An 18703-nucleotide genomic window follows, 5' to 3' on the forward strand; every position below is an offset into this window, starting at 1 on the left:
TCAGGAACGCGCCGAGGGCGCCCTCTTCACGGTGAAGAGGGCGCCCTCGGGTGTGACCGGGGTGGTCGTCAGCCCTTGCTGATCTCCCAGAAGCGGAACACGGTGGACGCGTCGAGGCAGTACTCGAGGCCGTAGACGTTGTCGCGGATGACGGCGTACTGCTTGGCCTGCCAGACCGGGATGAGGGGGACCTCTTCGGCGACGATGTTCTGCAGCTCTGCGTATTCCTGCTCGGTGGCGGAGCGGTCGCTCTCGGCGGCGGTGCTCGGCAGGAGCTCACCGGTGATGGTCTTGTTGGTGTAGTTGTTGTCGAGGACGTTGCCCTTGCCGAAGAAGGGGCTGGTGAAGTTGTCGGGGTCCGGGTAGTCGGGGACCCAGCCCTTGACGTAGAGGCCGTACTTGCCGGCGGCGATGTCCTTCTCGTACTGGGCGAACTCGACGGACTTCACCTTGGCGTCGAACAGGCCGCTGTCGTTGAGCTGCTTGGCGATGGCCTCCAGCTCCTGGTCGGTGGAGGGGCCGTAGCGGGACGGCGTGGACCAGAGGGTGAGTTCGACCTTGTCGGTGATGCCGTCGGCGCGCAGGGCGGCCTCCGCCTTGGCCTTGGAGGGGCGGGCGCCGTAGGTGTCGAAGAAGGCGGTGTTGTGGCCGGTGATGCCGGCCGGGATGATCGAGTACAGCGGGGTGGCGGTGCCCTGGTAGACCTCGCCGACGAGGGCCTCGCGGTCGAGGAGGTGGGCGATGGCGCGGCGGACGCCGATCTTGCCGGTGACGGGGTCGTTCATGTTGAAGACCAGGTGCTGGACCTCGGCTCCGGTGCCGTCGACGAGTTCGACGCCGCTGGCGGTGGAGGTGTCGGTCTCGATGTCGGAGATGGCTCCGGCGCTGAGGCCGCGGAAGGCGACGTCGACCTCGCCCTCCAGGAGGGCCTTCTTCAGGGCGTCCTGGTCGCCGTGGAAGAACTTGAGGGTGATGCCCTCGTTCTCGACGTCGGCGGAGCCCTTGTAGTTGTCGTTGACGGCGAAGACGGCCTCGTCCTCGCCGAAGGACTCCAGCTTGTAGGGGCCGGAGCCGACGGCTTCGCCGTCCTTGCGGAGGCCGTCGGCGTCGTAGGAGCTCTCGTCGACGATGGCGCCGGCGCCGGAGGCGATCTTGCTGGGGAACGTGGCGTCGGCGTACTTGAGGTTGAAGCGGACGGTGGTGTCGTTCGGCGTCTCGACGTTGTCGAGCATGGGGAACATGATCGCCGGGCCGGCGTCGTCGTCGATCTTCAGCATGCGGTCGAAGGAGAACTTGACGTCCTTCGCGGTGAGGGCCTCACCGTTGCTGAACTTCAGGCCCTTCTTCAGGGTGCACTCGTAGACCGTGGTCCTGGAGCCGACGAAGGAGCATTCCTCGGCGAGGTCCGGCTCCGGTTCGGTGGCGCCGTTGGGGAAGCTCAGCAGGGACTGGAAGACGTTGTTGAAGAGGAGCCAGGACCCCGGGTCGTAGCCGGAGGCGGGGTCGGTGGCCAGGACGTCGTCGGACATCCCCAGCACCACGTTGGAGCCGGAGTCCCCGGTTCCGCCGGTTTCGGAGCCGCAGCCGGTCAGCAGGCCGGCGGCCAGCCCTGTCGCGATGGTCAGGACGGACCACTGGGTGCGCATGTTCACGTGTGAGTGCCTTGTGTCGTCGTCGGGTGTCTGAACGCGCCGGGCTCCCCCGGGTTCCGGCGCGCGGGGGTGAGGAGTGACGGTCAGTCGCCGATGCCTCGGCCGAGCTGCCAGAGTTGCAGCGTGGAGGCGGAGTTGACGGCGTACTCGGCGCCGGTGACGTCGTCGCGGGCGGCGACGTACTGGTTGCCCTGCCACAGCGGGATGATGGGCACGTCGTCGGCGACGATGTCCTGGATGCCGGTGAGGCTCTCGGAGGCGGTCAGCCGGTCGGCCTGGCGGCGGGACTCGGGGATCAGCTTGCTGCGGATCTCGCTGTTGTCGTACGGCGAGTTGAGGAAGTTGTCCGTGTCGAGGAAGGGCGCGAGGTAGTTGTCGGCGTCCGGGAAGTCGGGGAACCAGCCCATGCCGTATACGGCGTACTCGCCCTGCTGTTCGGCGGGGCGGAACGTGGACCAGGGCGCGCCCTTGAGGGTGACGTCGAACAGGCCGCTGCCGTCGAGCTGCTTCTTCAGGACCTCGAACTCGTTCTTGGTGGCGGCGCCGTAGTGGTCGGTCGTGTAGTGCAGGGTCAGCTTGACCGGGGTGGTGATGCCGGCCCGCTCCAGGATCGAGGCGGCCTTGGAGGCGCTGGGGTCGCCGTACTTGTTGAAGAACGAGTTGGAGTGGCCGGTGATGCCTGCCGGGACGATCGAGAAGAGGGGCTCGGACTGGCTGCCGTAGACCTTGGAGACGAGTGCGCCGCGGTCGATGATCTGGGCGATGGCCCGGCGGACGGCGGTGCTCTTGACCGGGGCGGCGTCGGTGTTGAAGGCGAGGTAGCGGATCTCCAGGCCGGGGGACTCGACGAGGTCGATGTCGTTGTCCTCGGACTTGGAGTACTTGTCGATCTGGGCCGGTGTCATGGTCCGGGTCATCAGGTCGATGTCGCCGTCCTCGAAGGCGGTGCCCATGGCGTCGGCGTCGGCGAACGACCGCAGTTCGATCTGGTCGCTCTTCGGGTCCAAGTGCCCCCTGTAGTGGGGGTTCTTGGTGAAGACGGCCTTGACGAGCTCGTTGTTCTCGACCTCGGCGTCCAGGGTGTAGGGGCCGGAGCCGTCGACCTCGAAGCCGTCGCGGAGCCTGTCCTTGGCGTAGTCGGCGGGGTTGACGATGCCGGCGACGGGGGTGGACAGCTTGTACGGGAGGGTGGCGTCGGGGCCGTTGAGGTGGAAGATGACCTGCTTGTCGCCCTTGGTCTCGACGAGGTCGATGGTGGACAGCAGGGCGAAGACACCGCTGTCGGCCTTGATGGAGCGGGCGCGGTCGATGGAGAACTTGACGTCGTCGGCGGTGATCGGGCTGCCGTCGGAGAACTTGAGGCCGTCGCGCAGGGTGCAGACGTAGCGCTCGCTGCCGGTGTCGGTGAAGCCGCACCTGGAGGCGGCCTCGGGCTCCGGTTCGCCGTCGCCGCTGGGCTGGACGAGGAGGGTCTGCACGGTCTGGCGGAGGATGTTCCAGGTGCCGACGTCGTACGCGTAGGCCGGGTCGATCGGGGCCGGGCCCTGCTTCGAGGCGGTGAACCGGTCGGTGGTGCCGACGACGATCGCGTCGCCGTCGCTGCTCGCGCCGTCGGTGGCGCCGCAGGCGGCGATCACCGGGGCGAGCAGGCCGATGACGGCCGGCAGCACCAGGGTCTTGCGGTTCATGCTCGAGTTTCTCCAGAGCTCAATTCCGGGACGCGTGCCTGCGGGGTGGTGCGGGCGCGCCTCGGGGGGGTACGGCGATGTTTCCGCGTCGAGATTAGCCCGCCTCGTGTAAGGGGCCCGCGTGCGCCGGAGTTGAGCTCCCCTCACGCTGCGGAACCGGGTGTGGACGCACGGATGAGGGCGCGGGGGGAATGTTTGGGGCACCCTTCATGAATCGGGACACATGGGCGCGCCAAACGCCCCTGTAAGCGGGGTTTGGACGGGCGGGACCCGGCCGCCCGGGCCGGGTCCGAGTGTTCAACGTCACAGGCCGAAGAGGCTTCCCGGTGACGGGAATTCGGTTTGTGCGGGGCTGAATTCCGGCCCGCCCCGGGACCGTGAATGATCTTGCCCTTTATTGCGCTTTCAATTGTTCACGCTGGGTGCACGGGCGGGCTTATGTCCGTCGTCAGCCGGTCATCAGACCGTGCAGGAATGGCAGGTCGACCTCTTCCAGCGAGGTCACGACGGTGCGCCGGGCGGCGGGGGTGATGGGGGCCACGGAGGGCACGGCGACCACATGGCAGCCCGCCGCCTCCGCGGCCGCCACACCGGTCGCGGTGTCCTCGACGACCGCGCACCGGACCGGGTCGGCACCGAGTCCCGCGGCGGCCAGGAGGTACGGGTCGGGGAACGGTTTGGTGCGCTCCACCTCGTCACCGGCGACGGTCAGGGCGAAGTGCTGGGGGCCGAGGGAGGCCAGCACGCGGTCGATGATGCGCCGGTGGGAGGCGGAGACCAGGGCGGTGGGGACGCGGTGCGCGGCGAGTTCGGCGAGGAGTCTCGCCGCACCCGGCATCAGCGGCAGGGCGCGACCGATCCGGGCCTCGAAGCCGTCGTTGAGCAGCACGGACAGTTCGGCGAGGGTGATGTCGGCGCCGGTGGCCTCGATGAGGAAGCCCGCGCTGCGGCTCATGGGACCGCCGACCACGACATGGCGCCAGGACTCGTCGAGGGTGTGGCCGAGGGTCCGGAAGACCTCCACCTCCACGTCCCACCAGAAACCCTCGGTGTCCACCAGGGTTCCGTCCATGTCCAGGAGCACGGCCTGCAGGGCTGAGCCTTCGGCCGTCCGGGTTCCTAGCGCGGGGATCGTCGTGGTCATCCGGCGCACCTCCTTGTGGGACGAGCAGGCCGGTTCCCGGGTGGGGAACCGGCCTGCGGTGGACCGACCAGTGTACGACGCCGCGCGGCGAAGCGCCTTTCGCCGGTACCGGGCCGGGGTCGGGCGCGGTACTCGGGGCGGGGCTGTGGGGCGGCGGCGTACGCGGGGCTGTCGCCCGGCTCGGGCCGGGCTATCGCGCGTTGAAGTACTTCGCCTCGGGGTGGTGGATCACGATCGCGTCGGTGGACTGCTCGGGGTGGAGCTGGAACTCCTCCGAGAGCTGGACGCCGATGCGCTCGGGCTCGAGGAGCTGGGCGATCTTGGCGCGGTCCTCCAGGTTCGGGCAGGCGCCATAGCCCAGGGAGAAGCGGGCGCCCCGGTACTTGAGGTCGAACATGTCCTCGATGGCCGTCGGGTCCTCCGCGGCGAAGCCGAGCTCGGCGCGTACCCGGGCGTGCCAGTACTCGGCGAGCGCCTCAGCCAGCTGCACGGACAGACCGTGGAGTTCGAGGTAGTCGCGATAGGCGTTGGACTCGAAGAGCTTGGCGGTCTCCTCGCCGATGCGGGAGCCGACGGTGACGACCTGGAGGCCGATGACATCGGTCTCGCCGGACTCCTCCGGGCGGAAGAAGTCGGCGAGGCACAGACGGCGGCCGCGGCGCTGGCGGGGGAAGGAGAAGCGGGTGCGCTCGTTGCCGGCGTCGTCGAGGATGATGAGGTCGTCGTCCTTGGAGACACAGGGGAAGTAGCCGTGGACGACGGCCGCTTCGAGGAGGTTGTCGGTCTGGAGGCGGTCCAGCAGGCCGCGCAGCCGGGGCCGGCCCTCGGTCTCCACGAGCTCCTCGTAGCTGGGGCCCTCGCCGGTGCGGGCCTGCTTGAGTCCCCACTGGCCCTTGAACAGGGCGCCCTCGTCCAGCCAGGTCGCGTACTCCTTGAGCTGGATGCCCTTGCTGACGCGGGTGCCCCAGAACGGCGGGGTGGGCACGGGGTTGTCGGTGGCGACGTCGGAGCGGACGTGGCCTTCCTCGGGGCGCTCCTCGACGACCGTGGCGGTGGCGGCGCGGACCCGGCGCTGCTTCAGTTCGGGCAGCTTGGCGCCGGGCACGCCGCGCTTGACGCCGATGAGGGCGTCCATCAGGCGCAGGCCCTCGAACGCGTCGCGGGCGTAGCGGACCTCGCCCTCGTAGATCTCGTGCAGGTCCTGCTCGACATAGGCGCGGGTGAGGGCGGCGCCGCCGAGGATGACGGGGTAGTTCGCGGCGAGGCCGCGCTGGTTCAGCTCCTCCAGGTTCTCCTTCATGATCACCGTGGACTTGACCAGGAGCCCGGACATGCCGATGACGTCGGCCCGGTGCTCCTCGGCGGCGTCGAGGATCGCGGAGACCGGCTGCTTGATGCCGAGGTTGACGACGTTGTAGCCGTTGTTGGACAGGATGATGTCGACGAGGTTCTTGCCGATGTCGTGGACGTCGCCGCGGACGGTGGCGAGGACGATGGTGCCCTTGCCCTCGGCGTCGGACTTCTCCATGTGGGGTTCGAGGTGGGCGACGGCGGCCTTCATGACCTCGGCGGACTGGAGGACGAACGGCAGCTGCATCTGGCCGGAGCCGAAGAGTTCACCGACGACCTTCATGCCGTCGAGGAGGGTGTCGTTGACGATGTCGAGGGCCGGGCGGGTCAGGAGGGCCTCGTCGAGGTCGGCCTCCAGGCCGTTGCGCTCGCCGTCGATGATGCGGCGCTTGAGGCGCTCCTCCAGGGGCAGGGCGGCCAGCTCCTCGGCCTTGCCCGCCTTCAGGGACTTGGCGGTGGCGCCCTCGAACAGGGCCATCAGCTTCTGCAGCGGGTCGTAGCCCTCGCCGCGGCGGTCGTAGATGAGGTCGAGGGCCGTCTGCACCTGCTCCTCGTCGAAGCGGGCGATCGGCAGGATCTTGCTGGCGTGCACGATCGCCGAGTCGAGGCCGGCCTTGACGCATTCGTCGAGGAAGACGGAGTTGAGGAGGATGCGGGCGGCCGGGTTGAGGCCGAAGGAGATGTTGGACAGCCCGAGGGTGGTCTGGACGTCCGGGTGGCGGCGCTTGAGTTCGCGGATCGCCTCGATGGTGGCGATGCCGTCCTTGCGGGACTCCTCCTGACCGGTGCAGATGGTGAAGGTCAGGGTGTCGATGAGGATGTCCGACTCGTGGATGCCCCAGTTGCCGGTCAGGTCGTCGATCAGCCGTTCGGCGATCTCGACCTTCTTCTCCGGGGTGCGGGCCTGGCCCTCCTCGTCGATGGTCAGGGCGATCAGGGCGGCGCCGTGCTCCTGGGCGAGACGGGTGACCTTCGCGAAGCGCGACTCGGGGCCGTCGCCGTCCTCGTAGTTGACGGAGTTGATGACCGCGCGGCCGCCGAGCTTCTCCAGCCCTGCCTGGATGACGTCGACCTCGGTGGAGTCGAGGACGATGGGCAGGGTGGAGGCGGTGGCGAAGCGGCCGGCGAGTTCGGCCATGTCGGCGACGCCGTCGCGGCCCACGTAGTCGACGCACAGGTCGAGCATGTGGGCGCCCTCGCGGATCTGGTCGCGGGCCATCTCCACGCAGTCGTCCCAGCGTCCCTCCAGCATGGCCTCGCGGAACTTCTTCGAGCCGTTGGCGTTGGTGCGCTCACCGATGGCCAGGTACGAGGTGTCCTGGCGGAACGGGACAGTCTGGTAGAGGGAGGCGGCGCCGGGCTCGGGGCGGGGCCGGCGCTCGGGCGGAGTGAGGTCGCGGACGCGTTCGACGACCTGGCGCAGGTGCTCGGGGGTGGTGCCGCAGCAGCCGCCGATCAGGGAGAGGCCGTACTCGCGGACGAAGTTCTCCTGGGCGGTGGCCAGTTCGGGGGCGGTCAGCGGGTAGTGGGCGCCGTCCTTGGTGAGCACGGGCAGGCCGGCGTTCGGCATACAGGAGAGCCGGACGCGGGAGTGCCGCGACAGATAGCGCAGGTGTTCGCTCATCTCGGCGGGGCCGGTGGCGCAGTTCAGGCCGATCATGTCGATGCCCAGCGGCTCCAGCGCGGTCAGCGCGGCACCGATCTCGGAGCCGAGAAGCATGGTGCCTGTGGTCTCGACGGTGACCGACACGATCAGCGGGACGTCGTAGCCGGCGGTGTCCATGGCCCGGCGGGCGGCGAGGACGGAGGCCTTCGTCTGGAGCAGGTCCTGGGTGGTCTCCACCAGCAGGGCGTCGGCGCCGCCGGCGAGGAGTCCCTCGGCGTTCTGCTGGTAGGCGTCGCGGATGGCGGTGAAGGTGGTGTGGCCGAGGGTGGGCAGCTTGGTGCCGGGGCCGATCGAGCCGAGGACCCAGCGCTGCCGGCCGTCGCGTGCGGCGAACTCGTCGGCGGTCTCCCGGGCGATGCGGGCGCCGGCCTCGGACAGCTCGGCGACACGCTCGGGGATGTCGTACTCGCCGAGGGCGGTGAGGTTCGCGCCGAACGTGTTGGTCTCGACGCAGTCGACGCCGGCTTCGAAGTAGGCGGTATGGACCGAGCGGACGATGTCGGGGCGGGTGACGTTCAGGACTTCGTTGCAGCCCTCCAGCTGCTGGAAGTCGTCCAGGGTGGGTTCCTGGGCCTGGAGCATCGTGCCCATCGCGCCGTCGGCGACGACGACGCGGGTGGCGAAGGCCTCGCGCAGGGCGTCGGAACGGGCCCGACCTGCGGCTGCGGCTGCGGACGAAGGGGACGGATTCGGCGACGAGGCCATGAAGGTGCTCCCTGGAATGCGACGGCTGTCGGCTTTGCGCCTTCCCACGGAAGACGCACGCCGTCAGAGTAGCCCGGAGCGCCGGGGATGGTCAGGGGCGTTCCACGGGACGGACCGGCGTGGCGTGAGCGGTCGAGTGCGGTTTACTCCCACGACGGACGAACGACGCACACCGCCCGGGCACCGGGCCCCATGGACGCACACCGGAACGACAGCGGACCGGCACCGAAGGGGCGCCGCTCGGCCCGTCTGGCCGAAAAGGTTTTGACGGCCATTGGCGAGAGGTCGGCAACGACCGGTAGTGTTCGACATTGCCGAACGTTGGAAGTTCATGTGCGGGCGGCGGTCGAAGGGGACGGAGGCAGGACGGCGATGGCACGGAACATCCAGTCGCTCGAACGGGCGGCCGCGATGCTGCGGTTGCTCGCGGGTGGCGAGCGACGACTCGGCCTGTCGGACATCGCCTCGTCGCTGGGCCTCGCCAAAGGCACCGCCCACGGGATACTGCGCACCCTCCAGCAGGAGGGTTTCGTCGAGCAGGACGACGCCTCGGGCCGGTATCAGCTGGGCGCCGAGCTGCTTCGTCTGGGGACCACCTATCTCGACGTCCACGAACTGCGGGCACGGGCCCTGGTCTGGACGGACGACCTGGCCCGCTCCAGCGGCGAGAGCGTCCACCTGGGGGTGCTGCACCAGCGGGGCGTCCTGATCGTGCACCATGTCTTCCGGCCCGACGACAGCCGGCAGGTGCTGGAGATAGGGGCGATGCAGCCGCTGCACTCCACGGCCCTCGGCAAGGTCCTCGCGGCCTATGACCCCGTGGCCCACAGCGAGGTCCTGGAGACCGACCGCAAGGCGTTCACGGAGCGGACCGTGTGCGAGCTGGACGACTTCGAGGACGTCCTGGACCTCACCAGGGCCCGCGGGTACGCGGCGGACGTGGAGGAGACCTGGGAGGGCGTCGCCTCGATCGCGGCCCCCATCCACGACCGCCGGCGCATGCCCGTCGGCGCGGTCGGCATCACGGGCGCGGTGGAGCGGCTTCGCCGGGACGGCGAACTGCGTCCCGAGCTGATCGCGGCGGTGCGGGACTGCGCGCGCGCCGTCTCGCGCGACCTGGGCGCCGCCCGCTTCTGACCGCCGCGAGGCCGACACATCAGTACGTGCGGCCTCCGCCGATCCTTCGAGGGCCGGGACACCGAGAGTGTCCCGGCCCTCGCCGTACGCAGGCGCGATGCTCCGAGTGCGCGCCCATAGCAGCCCACGCGAGATCGACAAGGCGGTTCGATCAGTAACGATCGGATTTTCGACAACAGGACCCTTGACGAGGCACTCACGCCACAGCAAGACTCCCGTCCATCGGTCGGCATTGTCGAACACCTACCGGCAATAAGCGCTAGAGTGTGACAACGCCAAGGGCCGGCACAGCTCTCACCCCCGAGGGCGCGGACCCCCGGAATGGGACCCGGGGTCCGCCTTCCCCTGGACGAAGGACAAAGGAGTCGCGGGTGTCCAGCTCCGACATCTTCATCGGCGAGACCATCGGTACCGCCATACTCATCCTGCTCGGCGGCGGCGTCTGCGCCGCCGTGACGCTGAAGGCCTCCAAGGCCCGTAACGCCGGTTGGCTCGCCATCACCTTCGGGTGGGGTTTTGCCGTTCTGACGGCCGTCTACACCTCCGCGCCGCTCTCCGGCGCCCACCTGAACCCGGCCGTGACCCTCGCGCTCGCCCTGAAGGACGACGGCATCGAGTGGAGCCAGGTCCCCACCTACTGGGGCGGGCAGCTGCTCGGCGCGATGATCGGTGCCGCTCTGGTCTGGGTCGCCTACTACGGCCAGTTCCACGCCCACCTCACCGACAGGGAGATCGTCGGCGGTTCGGACGCCGAGACCACCAAGGCCAAGGCCGTCGAGGCCCGCGAGACCGCTGCCGGCCCCGTGCTCGGCATCTTCTCCACCGGCCCCGAGATCCGGAACGCGGTACAGAACGTCGCCACCGAGGTCATCGGCACCATCGTGCTGGTCCTCGCGGTCCTCACCCAGGGCCTCAACGACAGCGGCAAGGGCCTCGGCACCCTCGGCGCCCTCATCACCTCGCTCGTCGTCGTCTCGATCGGTCTGTCCCTCGGCGGTCCGACCGGTTACGCGATCAACCCGGCCCGTGACCTCGGCCCGCGTATCGTGCACGCCCTGCTGCCCCTGCCCAACAAGGGCGGCTCCGACTGGAGCTACGCCTGGGTCCCGGTGGTCGGTCCGCTGATCGGCGCCGCCGTCGCCGCAGGCATCTACAACGTCGCCTTCGCCTAAGAGCACCACCTACGAGCGGGCCGCAGGTGTCGCCCGACGCCCGGCACGCGCCGTACGTACCGCCTTCGACCAGTTGACTTCCAGGAGCACACCGTGACCGACGCCCACACCGCCGGCCCCTTCATCGCCGCCATCGACCAGGGCACCACCTCCAGCCGCTGCATCGTCTTCGACCGGGACGGCCGTATCGTCTCCGTCGACCAGAAGGAGCACGAGCAGATCTTCCCGAAGCCGGGCTGGGTCGAGCACAACGCCAACGAGATCTGGACCAACGTCCAGGAAGTCGTCGCCGGAGCCATCCAGAAGGCCGGCATCACCCGTGACGACATCAAGGCCATCGGCATCACCAACCAGCGCGAGACCACGCTGCTCTGGGACAAGAACACCGGTGAGCCCGTCCACAACGCCATCGTCTGGCAGGACACCCGCACCGACGCCCTCTGCAAGGAGCTCGGCCGCAACGTCGGGCAGGACCGTTTCCGCCGGGAGACCGGTCTGCCGCTGGCCTCGTACTTCGCCGGGCCGAAGGCCCGCTGGCTGCTGGACAACGTCGAGGGTCTGCGCGAGCGCGCCGAGGCCGGCGACATCCTCTTCGGCACCATGGACACCTGGGTCATCTGGAACCTGACCGGTGGTGTCAACGGCGGCAAGCACTACACCGACGTCACCAACGCCTCCCGCACCATGCTGATGAACCTCCACACCCTGGAGTGGGACGAGAAGATCGCCGAGTCCATCGGCGTGCCGCTGTCGATGCTCCCGGAGATCCGCTCCTCCGCCGAGGTCTACGGCGAGGTCACCGGCGGCAAGCTGGGCGACCTGCTCGGCGGCATCCCGGTCGCCTCGGCGCTCGGCGACCAGCAGGCGGCCCTGTTCGGCCAGACCTGCTTCGCCGAGGGCGAGGCCAAGTCCACCTACGGCACCGGCACGTTCATGCTGATGAACACCGGCGAGAAGATCATCAACTCGTACTCGGGTCTGCTGACCACCGTCGGCTACCGCATCGGCGACCAGGCCCCGGTGTACGCGCTGGAGGGCTCGATCGCCGTCACCGGTTCGCTGGTGCAGTGGATGCGCGACCAGATGGGGCTCATCTCCACGGCCGCCGAGATCGAGACCCTCGCGCTCTCGGTCGAGGACAACGGCGGCGCGTACTTCGTGCCGGCCTTCTCCGGCCTGTTCGCCCCGTACTGGCGCTCCGACGCCCGCGGTGTGATCGCCGGCCTCACCCGGTACGTCACCAAGGCGCACCTCGCCCGTGCCGTCCTGGAGGCCACCGCCTGGCAGACCCGTGAGATCACGGACGCCATGACCAAGGACTCGGGCGTGGAGCTGACGGCCCTCAAGGTCGACGGCGGCATGACCTCCAACAACCTGCTGATGCAGACGCTCTCGGACTTCCTGGACGCCCCCGTGGTCCGTCCGATGGTCGCCGAGACGACCTGCCTCGGCGCCGCCTACGCCGCCGGTCTCGCCGTCGGCTTCTGGACCAGCACCGACGACCTGCGCGCCAACTGGCGCCGGGCCGCCGAGTGGACCCCCCGTATGGACGCGGAGACCCGCGACCGTGAGTACAAGAGCTGGCTCAAGGCCGTCGAGCGGACCATGGGCTGGCTCGAGGACGAGAGCTGAGCAGGGGCCCCGAAGGCTCCGGTACCGGCTCTGATGAGGAGTAAGAACCCGACATGACCAGTCAGTCCACCCTGCAAGCCCTGCCTGCCCTGGGGACGCGCCCGGCGTCCGGCTCGAACCCGAGCCGCGCCGAGACCCGGGAGCAGCTCTCCAAGGCGTCGTACGACCTCCTCGTGATCGGCGGCGGCATCCTGGGCATCTCCACCGCCTGGCACGCCGCGCAGTCCGGGCTCAGGGTGGCGCTGGTCGACGCCGGCGACTTCGCCGGCGCCACCTCCTCCGCCTCCTCGAAGCTGCTCCACGGCGGTCTGCGCTATCTGCAGACCGGCGCGGTGAAGCTGGTGGCGGAGAACCACTTCGAGCGCCGTGCGGTCTCCCGCCAGGTGGCCCCCCACCTGGCGAACCCGCTCACGTTCTACCTCCCCGTGTACAAGGGCGGGCCGCACGGCGCGGCGAAGCTCGGGGCGGGCGTCTTCGCCTACTCCGCGCTGTCGGCCTTCGGTGACGGCGTCGGCCATCTGCTGTCGCCGGCGAAGGCCGCGCAGGACGTGCCCGAACTGCGCACCGAGAACCTGAAGGCCGTGGCCGTGTACGGCGACGGGCAGATGAACGACTCCCGGATGGCGCTGATGACGGTCCGCGCGGCCGTCGAGTCCGGCGCGGTGGTGCTGAACCACGCCGAGGTCACCGGGCTGCGCTTCACCAAGGGCCGGGTGACCGGTGCCGAGCTGCGCGACCGGCTCTCCGGGGACGAGTTCGGCGTGAGCGCCCGGCTGGTGCTGAACGCGACCGGCCCGTGGGTCGACCACCTGCGCCGGATGGAGGACCCGAACGCGGCTCCGTCGATCCGGCTGTCCAAGGGCGCGCACCTGGTGCTGAAGCGGACCTCCCCGTGGAAGGCCGCGCTCGCCACCCCGATCGACAAGTACCGCATCACGTTCGCCCTGCCCTGGGAGGACATGCTCCTGCTGGGCACCACGGACGAGATGTACGAGGGCGACCCGGCGGACGTCGCCGTCAACGACAAGGACATAGCCCAGATCCTGGACGAGGCCGCGTTCTCCGTCCGGGACCAGCAGCTCGACCGCGATCTGATCACCTACGCCTTCGCGGGCCTGCGGGTGCTGCCGGGTGGCCCCGGCGACACCGCCAAGGCCAAGCGGGAGACGGTCGTGACCGAGGGCCGGGGCGGCATGCTGTCCATCGCGGGCGGCAAGTGGACGACGTTCCGGCACATCGGCCGCACCATCATGAAGAAGCTGGAGACCCTGCCGGGCCACCCGCTCGGCGAGGACTTCGAGCCGGTGTCCACGCTGCCGAGGAAGCTGCCGCTGCCGGGCATCGCCAACCCGCGGGCGGTCGCGCACCGGCTGCTGACCGACCGTCCGGCGCCGGGCCCCCGCATGGGCGCCGACACCGCGCGGCACCTGGCCACGCACTACGGTTCGCTGGCCTTCGACATCGCCCGGCTCGCCAACGAGAACCCCGAGCTGGCCGAGCGGGTCCACCCCGACGCGCCGGAGATCTGGGCGCAGGTCGTGTACGCCCGTGACACCGAGTGGGCCGAGACGGCCGACGACGTGCTGCGCCGCCGTACGACGCTGACGATCCGGGGTCTGGCGACGGACGAGGTCCGCGCCAAGGTCCAGGACCTGCTCGACGAGAAGTAGACCCGCCTGCCGCTCCGGCCCTCTCCCCTGACCGGGGCCGGACCGGCCGGGAAACGGCCCCTTCCGCTCCGGGGCCGGACCACGAGGGGGCGGCTCCACCACGGCGGTGGAGCCGCCCCCTCGGTATGTCCGGGGCGTAGCCCGGTCGGATCTTCTTCCCGGCCGGCTCTCCCTCTGCCATGATCAATGGTCATGAACGGGGCAAACGAACTCCATCGGTTGTTCGAGGCGTGGTCGCGTGAGACTCCCGACCGGCCCGCGGTGGTCACCGCGGCGACCCGGCTGACGTACGGGGAGCTGGAGGGCCGGGCCAACCGCCTGGCCCGGCATCTGCTGGACTCGGGGCTCGGCACCGGCGAGACCGTCGCGGTGTGCGCCTCCCGGCTGCCGGACCTGCTGATCGCCGTACTCGGCGTGCTCAAGGCGGGGGGCGCCTTCGCCGTGATCGGCCCGCGGCAGCCGACGGGGGACATCGGCCGGGCGCTGGAGCAGGCCGGGGCGCGCACGGTCCTGACGTACGCGCGCTACGGGCCCGCCGTGGACGACGGCACCGGCCGTACCGTCGTCTGTCTCGACACCGACGCGGCCCTGATCGACGCCCATTCCCCCGAGCCCGCCGCCGCGCCCTGCGGGGTCACGGCCGCGGTGCTGTTCTCCGCGGGCACCACGGGCGAGCGGCGGGCGGTGGAAGTCGGCCACCAGCGGCTGCACGACGCGTACCGGGCCTGGTCCGAGACGTTCGGGCTCCGGTCCTCCGACGTCCATCTGGTGACCGCGCCGACCGACACCGCCGCCTTCGCCTACGGCTGGATCCGGGCCCTGTGCTCCGGGGGCACGCTGGTGCTGCCGGAGGACGAGATCGGGCCCGCCTTGTGGGGGCGCCCCTTCGCCGAGGACGTCACGGTGCTGGACACCGACCCGTACTCGGCCCGGCTGCTGCTCGACAAGGCCGCGCCGCCCGCGGGACTGCGGCTGGTGGCGGTCGGCGGGGAACGGCTCGCCCTCGACGAGCAGGTGAGGCTCCAGGGACGGCTGGCGCCGGGGGCGCGGCTGCTCAACGTCTACGGGACCGTGGAGGTGGCGGGCTGCGGCACCTGGTTCGAGACGGACCAGCTCGGCGATCCGGTCGCCGAGCCGGGTCGGGTCAGCCTGCTCGGCCGCCCGTTCCCCGGCTGCCGGGCCGAGGTCCGCGACGGCGAGATCCGGCTGACGCCCCCGGACGGCTCGGACGGTTCCGACGCCCTGCCCACCGGTGACGCGGGGACGCTGCGGGAGGACGGTCTGCTGGAGTTCGGCGGCCGGCCGGCGCACCGGGTCCGCGTCCGCGGCCGTACCGTCGACCCCTACCGGGCCGAGGCCGCGCTGGCCGCGCATCCCGGGATACGGGAGTCGGTGATCGCCGCCGTGGACGAGGACCGGCTCGTCGCCTACGTCGTCCCGGCCTCCCCCGCGGCCGCTCCGGGCGCCGACGCGATCCGCGCTCATCTGCGGGATGCGGTGCCGGAGCAGGAGATCCCGGCGGCCGTGGTGACCCTGGGTGCGCTGCCCCGTGACCGGGCCGGGAGGATCGACCGCCGGCTGCTGCCGCTGCCCGCGCGGCACGGGACGGCCGCGCCGGTGAGCGGCAAGGGCGGTGATGCGGCCATGGGTCCGGCCGGGTTCCTCTACGGGGTGGGCTGCGCGGTGCTCGTCGTGGTCCTTCCGTCGGCAGCGGTCCTCACCGATGTGCTCTGGCCGGGCTCCACGGACCTCACATATGTGCCCACGCCGTGGTCGTGGCTCTTCAGAGGGCTGTACGCCGCCGAGCTGCTGGCGTTCGGCACGGGCCTCGCCTTCCTGGTCGCGGGGCGCCCGCTGATGCGCCGCCAGGGCCGCTCGGGCGGACTGACGACGGCGGCCCATCTGGCCGTGGTGTGGCTGCTGGTCTCCTGGTGGCCGCAGGACAACTTCTACCGGCTCGCGGCGAAGAACGACTGGGAGCGGCAGGCGGCGCTGGTGTACGCCTTCAATGTGCCGCTGATGATCGCGGCGGCGGTGGTGGCGGTGTACGTCACCCGGCGCCCGGCGCCCGCGGAGATCGCCCCTGGGCCGTGAACATCCGGCCGGTGTCACGGGCCGCCGCGCGCACCAGGGCCTCGGCGGCGTCGAGGCGTTCACGGGTGTGCGCGGCGAGGACGACGCCCAGGTAGGGGGCCGGTGCGAAGGCCGCGGTCGGGATCGAGGGCAGCAGGACGGCGTCGATCCCGGCGCAGCGGGCGGTCGTCTCGCGCAGGAAGGCGGACAGGGCGGGGCCTGGCAGCCGGGCGCCGAGCGGTACGTGGTCGACGCTGCGGACGAGGTGGTCGCCCCCTCGGATGTCGTCCAGCCGGGCCTTGACCATGAAGGCGACGGAGGGGCCGGTCATGCGGAGGTTGATCTCGGTGGGGGCCGGGCGGCCGTCGGAGCCGGTGACGAAGTCGACGTCGAACCAGCCCCGGTGGCCGCTCGCCGCGATCCGCTCCCCCACGGCTTCGCCGAACCGCGTCACGGCCTCGGCAAGCGGTGACGGCACGGCACCGGGGCCCACGGTGGCGCCCTGGTAGGCGGTGCCCAGGACGTCCATGACGGCGACGCCCACCACGTGCACCCGGCCGTCCGCGTCGACCAGTCCGTCGAAGGTCAGGTCCCGGGGTTCGGTCTCCCCGGTGACGAACTCCTCCAGAAGGACGGGCCCCCGGGGCAGCGGAGGTCTTCGCAGGCCGTGGTCCCGTATCACCCGGGTGCCTGAGCCCCCGGCGCCGTGCTCGGTCTTGACCACCGTCGCCAGGCCCGCGCGGCCCCGCGCCCGGAGCAGGCGTGCCGCCTCCCGCCGGGTGGCCGGCTGCCACTGCTCGGGCACCCGGATCTCCGGGTGGGCGGGGGCGAGACGGGTGAACAGCTCGTGGGAGGCCCGCTTGGACTCGTACCGCAGGGCCTCGGGGCGCAGGGGTTCGCCGGTCAGCTCGGCGACGGCGGGGGTGCGGCCCCAGGGCAGGAGGGGCAGGTCGAGGGAGTCCAGCCGCCGGAGGAGGGCCGGGCGGGACAGGACGGCCCGGGTCAGGGCGTCGTCCTCGGCCGGCGGAACCGGCCGGGCAGCGTGTGCCGCCCGGCCGTTCGCCGGGCCGGGTTCCGTCAGGCCGTCGTAGACCTCGACGGCGCCCCAGTCCAGCCCACGGCCGGCCAGGTCGATCCAGTCGGGCGGGACCGCCGCGGGCAGGATCAGGACGGCCGGGTGCGGCGAGAGGAAGGCGGCCAGGCAGGAGTAGTGCGCGGCCTGCGTGGAGACCGGGCCGAACTGGGCCTGGAACCCGGCGACATTGCCGAGGTGGACCGCGCGGCGTCCGCCCGTCCAGACCTGGGCCCAGCATTCGGTCCGGGGCGGGAAACGCACCTCGAGGAGCGGGAGGTCACGACCGGCTCGGGAGCCCGAGGGCGTGCGGCCGACGGGGCGGGCGCCCAGCCGGCGGTAGAACGGTTCGGCGTTCGGGTCCGACTCGATGGTGAGCCGGGTGAAGCCGAGTGCGCGGGCGGCGCCCGTCACATGGAAGTACAGGGCGCGGCCCACGCCCCGGCCGATGGCGGCGGGCTCGACGAAGCACAGGCCGAGGCTGCCCTCGGGACCCGTGCCCTCCAGGGCGGCCACACCCACGACTCGGCCGTCGGTGTCCTCGGCGACGACGACGCGGCGGCGGTGGATGTCGTCCGGATGGATGGTGAGTTCCGCCCGGCACGCCTCCAGGAAGTCCCTGTCGTAGCCCCAGTGGGCCTTCGAGCGCAGGACCAGCTCGGTCAGGGCCTCCGCCTCGTCGGTGCGCGCCGCTCGGATCCGCATCCCCACCCCCGTGCCTCCCGCACTCCGGATCGTGTGATCACCCTAGGCCGGTGTCGGACACGGCCGAGGGCCGGGAGCTCGGGCGGGGGTGGGCGGAGGGGGCACGTCACCGTACGCGACCTGGAAGAATCGAGGGAACCGCGGTTCGGGAGGCCCTTCGGTGGGGCGCCCTGAACCGGGGCGCCGTCGACCGGGGAACCTTCCCCGGGTCGTGGGCCCATAATGACCTGAGACATCGGATGTCTGAGCGGGCAGGGAACGACAGGGAGGGTGGACGCCATGGCAGTCACCGACGAGGCGATCGAGAAGATCAAGGACATGATCGTCTCCGGCGCGCTGCGCCCGGGCGACCGCCTGCCCAAGGAGAGCGAGCTCGCCGCCGACCTGGGGCTGTCCCGGAACTCCCTGCGCGAGGCGGTACGCGCCCTGTCGCTGATCCGCATCCTGGACGTACGGCAGGGTGACGGCACGTACGTGACGAGCCTCGACCCCCAGCTCCTGCTGGAGGCACTGAGTTTCGTCGTCGACTTCCATCGCGACGACACGGTTCTGGAGTTCCTCGCCGTGCGCCGCATCCTGGAGCCGGCGGCCACGGCGATGGCCGCCCTGCGGATCAGTGAGCAGCAACTGGACGCGTTGGGAGCCCAGTTGGACAAACTGGGCGACGAGCCGTCCGTGGAGGAACTGGTCGCCTGCGACCTGGAGTTCCACAAGGGCATCGTGCAGAGCTCCGGGAACTCGGTTCTCTGCTCCCTCCTGGACGGCCTGTCCGGCCCCACCACCCGCGCCCGCGTCTGGCGCGGTCTCACCCAGGAGGACGCCGTCAGCCGCACCCTCCACGAGCACCGCGCCATCCTCGCCGCCCTGCGCGACCGCGACGCCGAGGCCGCGCGCTCCTGGGCGACGGTCCACATCGCGAGCGTCGAGCAGTGGCTGCGGTCGTCGCTGTGAGGCGGTGATCACTCGCACTCGGGCGGCCACGAGTGTTTCCACCGCGCGAACGGGGCATTGATCCGTTCACTCCCCCGTGCAAGGGG

The 18703-nt window shown here is 70.8% G+C and carries 11 protein-coding genes; 6 read left to right on the forward strand and 5 right to left on the reverse strand.

Going from position 1 to position 18703, the window contains the following annotated elements:
* Positions 1 to 68: 68 nt before the first annotated feature.
* From AC067N_RS22835 to metH, 4 genes are all read right to left on the reverse strand, one after another.
* Positions 69 to 1652 (reverse strand): ABC transporter substrate-binding protein, encoded by a 1584-nt coding sequence (locus AC067N_RS22835; RefSeq protein ID WP_478680710.1) that lies wholly within the window; start codon positions 1650 to 1652, stop codon positions 69 to 71.
* Positions 1653 to 1735: 83 nt separating this feature from the next.
* Entirely contained in the window at positions 1736 to 3340 is a 1605-nt protein-coding gene (locus tag AC067N_RS22840) for an ABC transporter substrate-binding protein (protein WP_478680711.1), read from the reverse strand.
* A 448-nt stretch (positions 3341 to 3788) separates the two neighbouring features.
* On the reverse strand, positions 3789 to 4484 hold the full coding sequence (locus AC067N_RS22845) for an HAD family hydrolase (RefSeq protein WP_478680712.1): 696 nt from the start codon (positions 4482 to 4484) through the stop codon (positions 3789 to 3791).
* Positions 4485 to 4674: 190 nt separating this feature from the next.
* Entirely contained in the window at positions 4675 to 8205 is a 3531-nt protein-coding gene (gene metH / locus AC067N_RS22850) for a methionine synthase (RefSeq protein ID WP_478680713.1), read from the reverse strand.
* 372 nt (positions 8206 to 8577) lie between these two features.
* On the opposite strand from metH, the gene AC067N_RS22855 reads away from it, so the two are divergent.
* The 5 genes from AC067N_RS22855 to AC067N_RS22875 all read left to right on the forward strand — a co-directional run bounded on the left by AC067N_RS22855 (position 8578) and on the right by AC067N_RS22875 (position 15910).
* Positions 8578 to 9342, forward strand: a complete 765-nt coding sequence (locus AC067N_RS22855; RefSeq protein ID WP_478680714.1) for an IclR family transcriptional regulator — start codon at positions 8578 to 8580, stop codon at positions 9340 to 9342.
* Between the two features lie 371 nt (positions 9343 to 9713).
* Complete coding sequence (locus AC067N_RS22860; protein ID WP_478680715.1) at positions 9714 to 10514, forward strand: MIP/aquaporin family protein; 801 nt, start codon at positions 9714 to 9716, stop codon at positions 10512 to 10514.
* 93 nt (positions 10515 to 10607) lie between these two features.
* Positions 10608 to 12146, forward strand: a complete 1539-nt coding sequence (gene glpK / locus AC067N_RS22865) for a glycerol kinase GlpK (protein WP_478680716.1) — start codon at positions 10608 to 10610, stop codon at positions 12144 to 12146.
* Positions 12147 to 12199: 53 nt separating this feature from the next.
* The gene (locus AC067N_RS22870) at positions 12200 to 13816 is read left to right on the forward strand and encodes a glycerol-3-phosphate dehydrogenase/oxidase (RefSeq protein WP_478680717.1); all 1617 of its coding nucleotides are present in this window, start codon (positions 12200 to 12202) and stop codon (positions 13814 to 13816) included.
* A 192-nt stretch (positions 13817 to 14008) separates the two neighbouring features.
* On the forward strand, positions 14009 to 15910 hold the full coding sequence (locus AC067N_RS22875; RefSeq protein ID WP_478680718.1) for an AMP-binding protein: 1902 nt from the start codon (positions 14009 to 14011) through the stop codon (positions 15908 to 15910).
* Here the strand turns inward: AC067N_RS22875 and AC067N_RS22880 are convergent.
* A complete protein-coding gene (locus tag AC067N_RS22880) occupies positions 15867 to 17666 on the reverse strand; it encodes a GNAT family N-acetyltransferase (RefSeq protein ID WP_478680719.1) in 1800 nt (599 codons plus the stop codon). The two genes, AC067N_RS22875 and AC067N_RS22880, sit on opposite strands and share 44 nt — an antisense overlap.
* Positions 17667 to 17945: 279 nt before the next feature.
* On the opposite strand from AC067N_RS22880, the gene AC067N_RS22885 reads away from it, so the two are divergent.
* Positions 17946 to 18617, forward strand: coding sequence for a FadR/GntR family transcriptional regulator (locus AC067N_RS22885; protein WP_478680720.1), 672 nt, complete (start codon positions 17946 to 17948; stop codon positions 18615 to 18617).
* Positions 18618 to 18703 lie beyond the last annotated feature (86 nt).

Source organism: Streptomyces sp. NPDC042364, from assembly GCF_056437585.1.